This is a genomic window from Flavobacterium sp. KACC 22761 (assembly GCF_034058155.1).
In the GTDB taxonomy this organism is placed as follows: domain Bacteria; phylum Bacteroidota; class Bacteroidia; order Flavobacteriales; family Flavobacteriaceae; genus Flavobacterium.
In genome coordinates, this window is sequence record NZ_CP139148.1 from 3800909 (window position 1) to 3814822 (window position 13914).

Below are 13914 nucleotides of genomic sequence, written 5' to 3' on the forward strand. Positions count from 1 at the left end.
TAAATCTTTAGGCCATCAAAAGAACATCTTTATAATATTTCTTTTTGTATTCTAATGGCGATATTCCGGTCACTTTTTTGAACACATCTCGAAATGTTTTTATATCGGAGTAGCCAACCTCATACATTACTTCGTTGACTGTTTTTCTGTTGGTTTCAAAGGTTTTTTTCGCAGCTTCAATTTTGACTCTTTGTGAATATTCAATTGGCGTATTTCCGGTTGCTTTTACAAATCTTCTGTCGAAATTTCTTCTTCCCACATTAAACCTTGAAGACAATTCGCTGATTGATATTTTTTCTCCTAAATTTTCCTCAATATACAATTGTGCTTGTTGAACAATTTGGTCGTCATGCTTTTTTTGGCCCGAAAAAATTGCAAATTGAGATTGTGTGTTTCGGTTCATTTCAATCTGAAAAACTTTTGCGCAATAAACTGCCGTTTTTCTATCGTAATATTTTTCAATAAGGTAAATCATCAGATTCAGAAAGGAATACGCGCCTCCATTAGTGTAAATTCCATTTTCGTCTGTAATTAATTCATCGGTGCGAAGATTTACTTTTGGGAACAAGAGATTGAAATTTTCAGTAACCGACCAATGCGTCGAACAGCTTTTTCCATCCAAAAGTCCAGAAGCCGCCAACATAAATGCGCCCGTGCAAATAGTAGCGATTTCTGCTCCATTATGGTATTGTTTTTCAAGCCATTTCACCAATAGTTCATTGTGTTGCAACGCCAGATCATAATTGTGGTTTAGTGACGGAATAATAATAAGATCAGTTTTTGCGACAGCAGAAATATGAGTATGTGGCGTAACAGTGAAAAGTCCGCCATTAAATTCTACTTTTTCAGAAAGACCGGCAAGCTGAATCTTGAATAATTCTTTTTTGCCGTTTGTTTTGTAAAAAGCGTTCGCTTTATTGAAGATTTCATACGCGCCCGTAATACTGGAAAGATTATTTTCTCCTTCAGGAACTAAAATAGTAAGCAGTTTCATCTTTGTTTTTCTTATAAAGGTATAAAAAGTTTCTGTCCAAATATCCCCTTAAGAATGTCTAATTAGCACTTTACAAAAAATGATCTTTGAGATTAAGTTTATCATACCAAAAAGTCTAACTATTTAAACAAATTTTGATCATGGCAAAAATGACTGTAATTTACAAAACACCAAAAGACACGAATTTCTTTGAAAAGCACTATTTTGAGGTTCATATTCCTTTGGCAAAAAAGCTTCCAGGGTTGCTAAAATATGAAATCAACGAAGGGCCGATTCTATCGCTGACAGGACATTCTGATGTCTATCGCGTTGCTAATTTATATTTTGAGTCAATGGAATCAATGATGAGTGCTTTTAAATCAGAAATTGGACAAGAATGTGCAGTTGACAGAAGGATTTTTGCTAGCGATGAGGAAGTGCAGATTTACGTGTACGATACAAAAAACACCTAAATAAGGAGAATTATTGTATTGCAATTTTCTGTAATTTAGTGGAAAGAAACAGAATTAACAATGCAAACAATACTAGGCGCCAATGGACAAATTGGAGAAGAACTCGCAAGAGAATTAAAAAGAAATTTTACTTCGGATATTCGAATTGTCAGCCGTAGAGCGCAAAAAGTCAATGAAACCGATACGGTTTTTTCAGCCGATTTAACCAATAAAGAAAAGGCTCTTGAAGCAGTAAACGGCAGTGAAATTGCTTATTTTACTTTGGGGCTTCCTATGGATTCTGATTTATGGGAAAAGCAATTCAGGCTTATTTTAAGAAACGTAATTGATGCTTGCAAAAGTACAGGTACGAAACTTGTATTTTTTGACAATACCTATATGTATCCGCAAGATGATAACATTCTTACCGAAATGACTCCTTTTGCTCCAATTGGTAGAAAAGGAAAGGTACGGGCAGAAATGGCAGAAATGGTTTTAAGCGAAATAAAATCAGGCGAATTGAAAGCAGTTATTTGTCGTGCTCCTGAATTTTATGGACCAAAGAAAACACAAAGCATCACGAATACCTTAATTTTTAATGCTATAAAAGAAGGCAAAAAACTAAAAGTCCTTTTGAGCGAATCAAAAAAGAGAAGTCTTATTTGGACGCCAGATGCAAGTAGGGCAACAGCATTAATTGGAAATACACCCGACGCTTTCGGCCAAACTTGGCATTTGCCGGTCGATCAAAGCCATCCAACTTATAAAGAGTTCGTCGCTTTGGCTTCTGAGATTTATGGCAAAGAATTAAACTATGCTGTTATCCCGAAATTTGTCTTTAAAATAGGCTCACTTTTTAATAAAAGATTCAAAGAATTGCTGGAATTGTTGCCAAGATATGAACACCATAATTTATTTGATGATGCAAAATTTAGGACACGTTTTCCAGATTTCAAAGTGACTTCGTATAAACAAGGAATTGAAACAATTAAAAATGAAAATTGAATGTTAAAAGAAATGCTTAAAAAAAACTCTCGATTCAGTCGAGAGTTTTTTTGATTTAATTGTATAAGTTTTTTTCACGTTGCCAAAAACGATGCATGGTCATGGCGGTAATAAAATCCTGAGCAAACTCAGGAGAGGCAATATCATCTGTAATTACAATTCCCGGATCATAGTCTGTCATTTCAGAAACAAATGATGCGCTGGTAATTATTTTAGAAGCTTTGCCATCAGCACCAATAACTTTGCAATGTTTGTAGGCATCACTTAAAAATTCCTTTATATCATCGCTTTTTTCTAAGGTTGCCAAATCAATACTATGCGGAACATAAACGGCATCGAATAATACTGATGATGCAGTAAGAAAACTAAAATCAGGAGAAAGATCAGCATGAGAATCTGTTCTGACAAATCCTAAATGAGGCGCAATTAGATAGCCTTGAGCACCTTCTTTTTCTAGTGCAGTTTTTAAATTCGTTACAGAAGCCGCAGAAACACCGTCAGAACAAAGAATGGCGACTTTTCGTGTGGCAATAGTTGGTGAATTCGTTGGATTATTAATCATACTCAAAGCATCTGATATTTTTACTGATGATTCTCGATTTTGGGGTTCTTGATTGCCACCTTCATTTTCAGGCGAAATACCTTTGTTTATTGGCGTTTCAAGATTAGGAGGAACAGTCGCTCCAAGTCCATCAGCGACTTTTTCGGCTAATTTTTGATCAACTTGCGACAATAATCCAAGCATTCTTACTCGTATTTCAATAGTTTGTACTTTTCCGAGTTCAAAACGAAGCGCTTTTACAATATGGCTTTTTTCTTCGGGCGTTTGACTGTTGAAAAATAATCTTGCCTGACTAAAATGATCGTTAAAGCTTTCGCTTCTTTCTCGTACTTTGTGTGAATCAATTCGTTCATTAAAACTTGAAAACCCGCCTTCAGCAATTTTAGCTTGATAAGGACATCCGCCACCAAGAGAATTAGGATGATAACTTACACGCCCTTGGTTGATTTCTTGGCGCATGTGCCCATCGCGCTGATTATTATGTACAGGCGCAACACTTCTGTTAATTGGGATTTCATGAAAATTTGGGCTTCCCAATCGGGATAGTTGAGTGTCAGTATAAGAGAACAATCTTCCTTGTAATAATGGGTCATTTGTAAAATCAATTCCTGGTACTATATGGCCGGGATGGAAAGCAATTTGTTCTGTCTCTGCAAAGAAATTGTCTGGATTTTTATTGAGAACCATTCGTCCAATAATCGTAACAGGTACTAATTCTTCGGGAATAAGTTTGGTAGGATCGAGCAAATCAAATTCATATTTATTTTCGTCTTCTGATGGAATAATTTGGATGCCCAATTCCCATTCCGGAAAATTTCCCGTTTCGATAGCTTCCCATAAGTCTTCTCTGTGAAAATCTGAATTTTTCCCTGAAATTTTTTGGGCTTCGTCCCAAGCTACTCCATGCGTTCCTAATTTGGGTTTCCAATGAAATTTCACAAAAACAGATTGGTTTTCACTATTTACTAATCTGAAAGTATGAACACCAAAACCTTCCATCATTCTTAGGCTTCTAGGAATAGCACGATCAGACATCACCCACATAATCATGTGCATTGATTCTGGCATTAATGAAATAAAATCCCAAAAAGTATCGTGAGCAGAGGCTGCTTGAGGCATTTCATTGTGTGGTTCTGGTTTTACCGCATGAATAAGATCAGGGAATTTAGAAGCATCTTGTATAAAAAAAACTGGAATGTTATTGGCAACCAAATCATAAACGCCTTCTTGAGTATAAAATTTGGTTGCAAAACCTCTCGCATCTCTTGCGAGATCTGTTGAACCTCGCGATCCTGCAACTGTAGAAAAACGCACAAAGACGGGCGTTTTAAGCCCTTTTTCTTGCAAGAAGCCTGCTTTTGTCAACTCGGGAATTGGGTTGGTGACTTCAAAAAAACCATGCGCTCCAGATCCTCTTGCATGAACAATTCTTTCTGGAATTCGTTCATGATCAAAATGCGTAATTTTTTCTCTTAAGATAAAATCTTCCAGTAAAGATGGCCCTCTTTCACCAGCTTTAAGCGAATTATTGTCGTCATTAATTTTGACACCTTGATCTGTTGTCAAAAATTTGTTGGTTCCATCTGATTTGTTGGCAGACAAATCACGTTGTTTTTCGTCTTGTAAATTTTTCATAAACTTATTTATTAATTTTTATAGCTAGATTTTTTTATTGCATAACTGAAATTTTCTCAGTGTTTTTCTCCAGTTGTGATGCTCCTTCGTTTAAAGTTGTATCAGAATTATTCATAACTAAAACTTGAATGATGTGTAATTCATTCGTTTCAAAGCTACTAACTGTATTTTTGACCTGGTTACAACTTTGGTTTGAGATTTTATAGGATTGCCATTACAATTTCTATATTGAAATAAACACACCTGTTTTTTGATTGTTATTTTGTAAAATCTCCACACGATCTTATAAAATTGAAAGTGGCAATTTGTTGTATTTTCAGGGATAACTTTAAAGAAGCACATCTATGAGATCAATATGGACAGGCTCAGTAAGTTTCGGATTGATAAATATTCCAATAAAAATGTTTTCGGCAGTTCAGGAAAGCAATCTTGATATGGACATGCTTGACAAAAAAGACCACGCTAATATTAAATTCAAGCGTGTAAATGAAAATACGGGTAAAGAGGTCGATTTTTCGAATATTGTAAAAGGCTATATGCTTGATGATAAATACGTGATTTTAGAAGATTCTGATTTTGAAGCCGCTGATGCCATTAAAACAAAAACAATTGATATTGAAAGTTTTGTTTTGGAAAAAGAAATCCAAAGCATTTATTATGAACAGCCTTATTATTTAGAGCCAGACAAAGGTGCGATGAATGCATATGGCTTATTGCGAGATGCGCTTCAAGTCTCTGGAAAAGTTGGAGTAACGCGTTTTGTTTTGCGAAATAAGGAAAGTTTAGCTATTTTAAAACCGTATAAAAATGTCATTGTTTTAAACCGAATACGGTTTGAACAGGAAATAAGAGCAACAGACGAACTAAAATTACCTCCAATTTCTAAAAGCGCAACCAAAGAAATGGACATGGCCGAAAAACTGATTGACCAGCTCACAGAAAAATTTGACATTACTGGCTTTAAAGATGAATATACCGCCAAACTTTTGGATATTATTAAAAAGAAAGCGAAAGGAAAAGTTCAAAAAGCCAGTCCAAAACTTAAAATAGTACACAAACAGAGCGACGATTTGATGTCAATGCTAAAAGCAAGCTTAGAGACTAAGAAGAAAAAATCTTCTTAGTCTCATTTTTGCTCGTGATGCTGGTTTTCTTCTAGTTTTTGGATAATCTTTTTAATATTGGCGCCTTTTGAAAACACGGGTTGCCACAAATCTCCTTTTTTCTCAAAACGACTCAAAACATTTTTGATTGTAAACTGCGATGGATGCAATTTTTCATTTACTTCATTCCATTCTAAAGGCGTCGAAACGGTAGCTCCAGGTTTTGGACGGACAGAGTAGGGTGCTGCCAAGGTTTGCCCGCGTCGGTTTTGTAGGTAATCGATATAAAGTTTGTTGTTTCTCTTCTTGATGCTGCGTTCAATTGTTGTAATATCAGGAATTCGACTTTGTGTTTCTTTGGCAATAAGTTCACCTAAAATCTTGATTGAATCATAGTCGTATTGCGCGCCAAGCGGAATGTAAATATGAAGTCCCGTAGCGCCTGAAGTTTTGCAGAGGCATTCGGTTTCCAATTCATCCATAACTTCTTTTACGGTTAAGGCGGTTTTAATTACGATGTCAAAATCATCTTTTGTTGCCGGATCCAAATCTATTACCAGCCAATCAGGATTGTGGATTTTTTTTATAGTTGAATTCCATGGATTCATTTCGATGCAACCTAAATTTGCCATATAAAGCAAAGTTTCTTTGTCATTGCAAATAAGGTAATCAATGTTTTCATTATTGGATTCTGAGAATATTTTTTGCGTTTTAAGCCAAGATGGCGTTTTGTCCAAATCAATATCTTTTTGATAAAAACTTGGCGCATTGATTCCATTTGGGAAACGGTTGAGTGATTCAGGACGATTTTTCAAATACGGCAAAATCAGCGGTGCGACTTCATTGTAGTATTCAATAATTTCACCTTTTGTGATTCCGTCTGCAGGATAATATATCTTGTTTTGATTGGTTAAATGAAGTACTCTTTTGCCCACTTTCAAATCATAATCATTTTCTTTTTTATGCTCTTTTGAATCTTTCATTTCATTTTTATTCTGAGTTGAATTGGAGTTATTTGTATTTGATTGTACTTCTTCTGCTTTTTTGTCAATTCTCAAACCCAGATAAACAGGATGTCTCAAATGTTTGTCTTCAGTCCATTCAGAATATTTTACCTGACAGACCATTTTGGGCTTGACCCACTGAATTTTATCTCTTAGAGAGATTTTTTCATCAAGAGGCGATTTTTCAGTAAAAAACGGTTGCAGTTTGTCATAAAGTTCCTTTAAAACCGATTCTGTAAAGCCGGTACCACATTTGCCAATGTATTTCAATACTTTTCCCTTGTATTGCCCAAGAAGAATAGCACCAAAATATTTTCTAGAGTTTTTAGGTTCTGTAATACCAATTATAATGGCCTCCTCTTCATTTGAAAGTTTGATTTTAAGCCAATTATTGCTTCTGTTTCCAACAGCATAAGAACTTGTTGCCTTTTTGGCGATAATACCTTCGCTTTTGTTTTGTTGTGCGATTTTGAATTGTTTGATTCCGTCGCCAAAAGTGTGTTCCGAATAAAAAATATTGGAAAAAGAATATTTGTTAAATAAGATTTTGAGAAGTTCTTTTCTTTCCAATAAAGACAATTCCGTTAGTATATTTCCATCCAAATTCAACAGATCAAAAACATAATATTTTAAGTTTCCAATACCTGTTTTTAAATAGTTTTGAAGCATTTGAAAGTCGGCACGTCCAGAATCATTTTCTACTACAATTTCACCATCTAAAACTACTGTATGATCTACTTTTTTTAATTCTTCGACAATAGGTTTGAAATTTGCATTAAAAGAAATTTGGTTTCGGCTAAAGAGTTCAATTTTGTTCGGATTGATGACAGCTATAGTTCGGTAACCGTCGTATTTGTTTTCGAAAACCCATTCTTCATCATCAAAAGGTTTTTTTATCGTATTGGCCAGCATTGGTTTGATAAACTCGGCTTTTGTTATTTTTGGCTCAAGCTTTTTTTTTACGGATTTTTTCTCGTGTTCTTTTTTTGCTGAAGTAGCAATTATTTTTTCAGATTTGGCTTCTAATTCTTCCAAAGTTCTTTTAGAAATAACCGATTTGTTTTTTTCTAAAATATCAGAATCAGTGGCATATTTGTCTTGTTTTTTGATCAAAAGCCAAGCATTTTCTTGTTTTCCGTGAAGTTTTACCAATGAAAACTCGCCTTTGAGTTTTTTTCCTTTTAGCACAAAACTGATATGTCCTTTTTTGAGATCAGCAAGCATTTGTTTTTCATCAGTAGCTTTTTCGTCAGAAGTAAAGGTCCCGTTGTCCCAAACAATTACATTTCCAGCGCCATAATTTCCTTCAGGAATTGTTCCTTCAAAATCTTTGTAACTGTACGGATGATCTTCAACCATCATCGCAAGACGCTTAATTTCAGGATCCATTGAAGGACCTTTTGGAACTGCCCAGCTTTTAAGAACACCATTTATTTCAAGTCTGAAATCGTAATGCAAATGTGAAGCAGCATGTTTTTGAACCACAAAAATTAGTTCGTTAGCCGATTTTCCAATTTTTCCTTTTGGCTCACGTGTTTGTTTGAAATCTCTTTTTTGATTGTATTTAGACAGTGACATAAGCTTTAATGAGTGTTAAAATTATTATTGAAAAAGTAGAGACATGTTGTTGTCAAAGTTATTGATAATCAGTCTTTTTCAATTATAGGATTTAAAACTTTAAATTATATAATTCTCAGCATGTTCTGATTCTTCAGAATTAAAACTATTTTTATGATGCATTTCAAATTAAGAATGGATCTTCATGAATAAAATTTTAATTACTGGCGGAAACGGGCATTTAGGTAAATATATAGTGGATTCACTTTTATCAAAAGGATACAATCCATCTGTATTAACGACCCAAACGATTCTTTCAGAATCAAATCGGGTGCAGTTTTTTACAGGAGATTTGGTTGAAAATAAAGGCTTACAAGAAGCAACGGAAGGAGCAGATGTTATTATTCATTGTGCCAGCAATCCGAGAAATTTTCAGCAGACCGATATCAAGGGAACCAAAAATCTGCTTGAAGCTATTGATAAAAATGCAACTAAACATTTTATATACATTTCGATTGTTGGAATTGATAAAAGTGATTATCCATATTATGGGGCAAAGTTGGAAGTAGAAAAAAGTATCATAAATAGTGGCATTCCTTTTACGATCTTGCGAACAACACAGTTTCATGATTTTGTGTTCAATTTATTAAAAACGTTAGAGGAGCAAAATTCAGGTAATGAAGGATTTATTGAAATCCCATCTGGATTAAAATTTCAATCCATAGCCGTAAATGAAGTTGCTGATTTACTCATATCACTAGCTTTGGAAAAGCCAAAAGGTTTGCTAGAAGATTGTGGAGGTCCTGAAGTTTTTTCTTTTGAAGAAATGGTTGCCTCTTATCTGAAAATTAATCGAAAAAACAGACAAATAAAATTGCTAGAATCAGAAGATATCCGTCATAAATTATTTACCACGGGAATAAATTTATGTCCAAATCAAAAATTAGGAAAGCAAACGTGGGAAGAATTTTTAATTCAGAAGGCTTAAAAGAAAATGATAAAAAAGCCTATTTCCTCAGAAATAGGCTTTTACTTTTTAAAACTGATATTGCTTTAAATCGTATTATTTAGCATCCCAAGAAGCACTTGGATAATAAATTGAACTTGTTACTGGCGCTGTCCAATAATCTTGGCTGCCGCCGCGGAAAGTATGAAGACTTACAGCATTAACATTTCGCTTCGCATCGTTAGTGACCCAACGAATTTTTTCATTTAATATTTCGGTACCATTCACGTAATATTTGACGTATCCGTCAGTATTTGATCCTGTGTTGAGCTTAACAGAGATTTGACAGTTATAAGTAACGCCTTCTTGGATGTAATACTTTTTTCCGAAATCATTACCATATTGTCCCGGCTGATCTTTGTAGTAAACATAAGGCTGAAGGTAAGCGCCATTTCCTTTTGCAGTATTTGAACCATTTGGGCAATACCACATAAATCGGGCACTAGCACCATTTCCATCCCAACCCGGATCTCCACCCGTGTTTTGGTCACCAATCAAGATTCCGTATCCGCATTTACCGCCTCGGCTCCAATAAAATCCTGAGTTGAATTTCATTGTAAACCAAACCGTATAAAGCCCTTCTGACCAAACGCCGTAAGAGGTACACAAACCGCCAGGACACGACAATGTATTGGTTTGCAATGTAATTGTTCTTGCTCCGGCACTTCCTGCTAATGCAGCAACTGCGGCAGTTTCAGCGGCGGCTTTGTTGGCCGTTTTTGCGCCGTCATTGTTTACAACAGGTTGCTCGTCTTTTTCAAGATTTTGGGCGACATTTAAATCTTGTTCATTTCCGCAGGAATAAAACACTGCAGCCATAACTAATAACAAACTGGATAATTTTAATAACTTCTTCATTTTTAAAATTTTAAGGTTAGTAAATAATTAATTAATAGATAGTAAATAATAAATTGTGGTTATTGCTTTTGATGCTGAAATATGAGACTTTTTCAAACCTCATCATTCAGGATATATTTTTAAAATTGAATTTGTTGTTTGGTGTAAATCAAATACTTGATTGTTAGTGGTTTTTGATAGACTAAGCAAAATTGATTAATTCTAATTTACAGGAGGAGTAATTAAGTACGTTTTTACGTACACAAAAATCCAGCTTGCAGATTTTACTGCAATTTTGATATTCTTAGAAGCTTTAAAAGATGAAAACAAGTTTTAAAACTCTTACAATCATTTGTTTAGTTTTTTTTAAGTGGCATTATTAAACATTTTCATTTATTTATAATTAGTGCCCAAAGACTGTTTCATATTAAATAATTTTGTTTCATTTTCTAATATGAAACATCAAATAGATAGTGATATTACGAAGTTAAAAGCTAAGATTTTAATTTTATGACAGTAGTAATCTTAATATAAATTACATGTTATGAAAAAGAATACATTAATGATAGTTTTAAGCAGTTTGGTTTTGTTCGGATTTTTTCATGCAGAAGCGCAAACTAAAAAGAAGCCCAATATTATAATGGTTATCTCCGATGATACAGGTTGGGGAGATTTAGGTGTTTATGGCGGAGGTGAAGGACGTGGAATGCCGACACCGAATCTTGACAGGATGGCGAAAGAAGGTATGCAGTTCTGGTCGTTCTATGGACAACCTAGTTGTACCCCTGGGAGGGCAGCAATGCTAACTGGGCGTATTCCAAATCGTAGTGGTATGACTACTGTCGCTTTTCAAGGGCAAGGTGGTGGATTGCCAAAAGAAGAATGGACTTTGGCCTCAGTACTTAAAAAAGCAAATTATAAAACTTATTTTTCAGGAAAATGGCATTTAGGCGAAGCTGATTATTCAATGCCAATTGCGCATGGTTTTGACAAAATGCAGAATGTTGTACTTTATCATTTGAATGCCTATACTTATGCTTTTGAGTCATGGAATCCAGAAATGTCTCCTGATATGCTGGCATTATTCAAAAAAGTAACTACTGGTGTTTTGGAAGGTGAAGCAGGTGGAAAAGCTCGTGAGGTCAGTAAAGTAACAGAAGAAAATATTGCCGAGCTTGATATGATGATGGTGGAGAATAACTTGAAGCAACTTGATGAATATGGTAAAAGTAAAGATCCGTTTTTTATGTGTATTAATTTTGCCAAAAACCACCAACCGAATCTGCCTTCTAAACAATTTGTTGGTAAATCTCCAGGAAAGAGCAAATACTCAGATGCTGTAGTAGAAATGGATTACAATGTAGGACGTATCATGGACAAGATTCGTTCTTTAGGAATAGCTGATAATACAATAGTCATTTATACAGTTGATAATGGCGCTTGGCAAGATGTGCATCCTGATTCTGGATATACGCCATTTAGAGGAAGCAAAGGAACAGATAGAGAAGGAGGTAGCCGAGTTCCAGCTATTGCTTGGTGGCCGGGACAAATTGAGGCTGGAAGCCAGAGCCATGATATTGTTGGAGGACTTGACTTAATGGCTACATTTGCTAGTCTTGCAGGTGTAGAACTTCCTACAAAAGATAGAGCAGGCGTAGATATGGTATTTGATAGCTATGACATGTCTAACGTTTTGTTTAAAAAAGGAAAACCGCTTCGTGACAGATGGTTTTATTTTACTGAAGCTGAATTATCACCTGGAGCTGTACGTATCGGAAAATTTAAAGCAGTTTTTAATACACGTGGCGACAATGGGGCCATCGCAGGTAGTGATGCACCTGGACAACAGCTTGGATGGAGAGGTGATGAAACCTATGTTGCTACCATACCTGCAATTTATAATCTTTGGCAAGATCCACAGGAACGTTATGATTTGTTTATGAATAGCTGGACAGAGAAAACATGGACTGCAATAATCTTTAATCAAGCGATTGCAGATTTAATGAAAACATATGCCAAAACTCCTCCAAGAGCACCGCAAAGTGAAACGTTTACTGGAGAAATGCAGATAGAACGTTATAGAACTATTGAGCAGGTGAAAAAAATGATGAATGAAAAGAAAACTAGTCTCCCTCCATTGAGCGTGGATTCAAAATAATTTATCAAACAATTTTTGAGCTACTAAAAATCAAAAAAGCTTCAGAGCAATCTGAAGCTTTTTTATAATTATAACGAATATCAAACTTAATTGATAACTCGAAAAAATGCTATTCTGTTCCTTTTTTATTTTCGACTTGTACCTCAAAATCACCATAATAAGGATTGTCAGCCATTTGCGAATGTCCAATTATTAAAATGTAATTTCCTTTCTGTTTTAGTGGCGTTTTCAAATCCATTCCGAAAGGGCCATCTGAGGTTTGGTCGGGAAAAATAATTTGATTGAAACGTATATTTCCTTTGCCTGTAGAAGGAATAATTTTGGCATTTAGTTCGCCTATATCTTCAGAATTAAATTTTACATATACTCTTGAATGTACAGAATCTAAAATACCCTTAGCGACATAAACATTTCTATCATCCTTTAATTTCATAAAGATAGTGTCGCCAATTTGCTTGTTTTCTTCATTCTCCTTTTTGCTGATTTCGTTTTCTTTCACAACAATAGAATCTGAAGTAGAATCAAATGTTTTAGCATTTTCTTTTTTCTGACATGAGAAAAAGAAGACAGTCAGTATAAGCAATAAAAAATTTTTCATAATTGTATTTTTAAAGTATTGCAAATTAATCTCTTTAAATCATTTATTGTTGTAGAAAGCTTTTTTGCTTTTATATAATTCAAATATCCGATTTTTATTGTTGCTTATGCTGTGTCACAAGATCATCTAGGTCAGATAGTTTGTAGAATTTAAGGTCGTTTAGTTTCATGTATTTGCAGATAAATTCGAGCGTTTCTATTTTGGTCTGATAATTTTCAGTGACTTCTTTTACAGGTTTATGACCGCAGAGCAACAAGATTTTGTTGTTTTTCTTGGCATAATGTAATAATTCCAAGAGATAGGGAATGCTGAAATGAACGTGGCTATTATCAATATCAAAGGCAAATACAATCTTTGATCCATTGAAATAACTATCCTGTTTTTCTGGAATTTCACCTCCAAAAGCTCTTCCTCTTATGATTTTAAATTCAGGAGACAATGTATGATCAAGTTGTTTCGATCTTTCACCATATGGATAGGCAAATGAGGTTACTTTAAACGACTTTTTTTTCATTGAAACAATCATAGGATCGATTTCTTGTTCCATGTATTTATGAATTCCATTTTGCTTCGTAAATTTCACAGCATTGTAATGGTGATAGCCATGTCCGGCAATCTCATGGCCATATTTTTGCATTTCAAGCAGTTTTTTAATTTGTGGCTCGCCAATAGAATCAATTCTGCAGACATTAAAAGTCGCTTTCCAGGAGTATTTTTTCAAAGCTTGATCTGCTTCGTACCATTCATCAACATAAGCATCATCAAAAGAGATAATTACACCAGCTTTATAAGGCTTTGGTTTCGGTTTTTCTTTTTTATTTTCACAAGAAAATAAAGTTAAGAGCATTAAAAACAATAGCATTTTGGTAAAAAATAGCTTCATATAGTTGCAGTGTTGATGAAAAAAATGGCTTTAATAAATCTCAATCAAATATAAAGAATCTTCTTAATAATGCATTTTTAAGGGTATTAAAAAATACAAAGTCAAAAGTTTAGTGGTTTCTGATGGAAAATAGATTGGCGT

11 protein-coding genes are annotated in these 13914 nt (G+C 34.6%); 5 read left to right on the forward strand and 6 right to left on the reverse strand.

Annotated features, from left to right (window positions below; genetic code table 11):
• Nucleotides 1-7 precede the first annotated feature (7 nt).
• Nucleotides 8-994, reverse strand: coding sequence for a GlxA family transcriptional regulator (locus SCB73_RS16470; RefSeq protein WP_320567294.1), 987 nt, complete (start codon nucleotides 992-994; stop codon nucleotides 8-10).
• A gap of 140 nt (nucleotides 995-1134) precedes the next feature.
• On the opposite strand from SCB73_RS16470, the gene SCB73_RS16475 reads away from it, so the two are divergent.
• Nucleotides 1135-1446 (forward strand): EthD family reductase, encoded by a 312-nt coding sequence (locus SCB73_RS16475; RefSeq protein ID WP_320567295.1) that lies wholly within the window; start codon nucleotides 1135-1137, stop codon nucleotides 1444-1446.
• A 60-nt stretch (nucleotides 1447-1506) separates the two neighbouring features.
• Complete coding sequence (locus tag SCB73_RS16480) at nucleotides 1507-2430, forward strand: NAD-dependent epimerase/dehydratase family protein (protein WP_320567296.1); 924 nt, start codon at nucleotides 1507-1509, stop codon at nucleotides 2428-2430.
• 55 nt (nucleotides 2431-2485) lie between these two features.
• On the opposite strand, the gene SCB73_RS16485 is transcribed toward SCB73_RS16480, so the two are convergent.
• Nucleotides 2486-4627, reverse strand: a complete 2142-nt coding sequence (locus SCB73_RS16485; protein WP_320567297.1) for a catalase — start codon at nucleotides 4625-4627, stop codon at nucleotides 2486-2488.
• Nucleotides 4628-4971: 344 nt separating this feature from the next.
• Here SCB73_RS16485 and ku point away from each other — a divergent pair, with 344 nt between their 5' ends.
• On the forward strand, nucleotides 4972-5751 hold the full coding sequence (gene ku / locus SCB73_RS16490) for a non-homologous end joining protein Ku (RefSeq protein ID WP_320567298.1): 780 nt from the start codon (nucleotides 4972-4974) through the stop codon (nucleotides 5749-5751).
• Nucleotides 5752-5753: 2 nt separating this feature from the next.
• On the opposite strand, the gene ligD is transcribed toward ku, so the two are convergent.
• Nucleotides 5754-8312 (reverse strand): DNA ligase D, encoded by a 2559-nt coding sequence (ligD, locus tag SCB73_RS16495; protein ID WP_320567299.1) that lies wholly within the window; start codon nucleotides 8310-8312, stop codon nucleotides 5754-5756.
• A 184-nt stretch (nucleotides 8313-8496) separates the two neighbouring features.
• Between ligD and SCB73_RS16500 the strand changes: the two genes are divergently transcribed.
• Nucleotides 8497-9279, forward strand: a complete 783-nt coding sequence (locus SCB73_RS16500) for an SDR family oxidoreductase (protein ID WP_320567300.1) — start codon at nucleotides 8497-8499, stop codon at nucleotides 9277-9279.
• A 75-nt stretch (nucleotides 9280-9354) separates the two neighbouring features.
• Here the strand turns inward: SCB73_RS16500 and SCB73_RS16505 are convergent, their stop codons facing one another.
• Complete coding sequence (locus SCB73_RS16505; protein WP_320567301.1) at nucleotides 9355-10155, reverse strand: polysaccharide lyase; 801 nt, start codon at nucleotides 10153-10155, stop codon at nucleotides 9355-9357.
• A gap of 523 nt (nucleotides 10156-10678) precedes the next feature.
• On the opposite strand from SCB73_RS16505, the gene SCB73_RS16510 reads away from it, so the two are divergent.
• Nucleotides 10679-12292 carry an arylsulfatase gene (locus tag SCB73_RS16510; RefSeq protein ID WP_320567302.1) on the forward strand — a complete coding sequence of 538 codons (1614 nt, stop codon included), beginning with the start codon at nucleotides 10679-10681 and terminating at the stop codon, nucleotides 12290-12292.
• Nucleotides 12293-12401: 109 nt separating this feature from the next.
• Here SCB73_RS16510 and SCB73_RS16515 read toward each other — a convergent pair whose 3' ends face one another.
• Nucleotides 12402-12890, reverse strand: coding sequence for a hypothetical protein (locus SCB73_RS16515; RefSeq protein WP_320567303.1), 489 nt, complete (start codon nucleotides 12888-12890; stop codon nucleotides 12402-12404).
• Between the two features lie 94 nt (nucleotides 12891-12984).
• Entirely contained in the window at nucleotides 12985-13773 is a 789-nt protein-coding gene (locus SCB73_RS16520; RefSeq protein WP_320567304.1) for a polysaccharide deacetylase family protein, read from the reverse strand.
• Nucleotides 13774-13914: the final 141 nt, after the last annotated feature.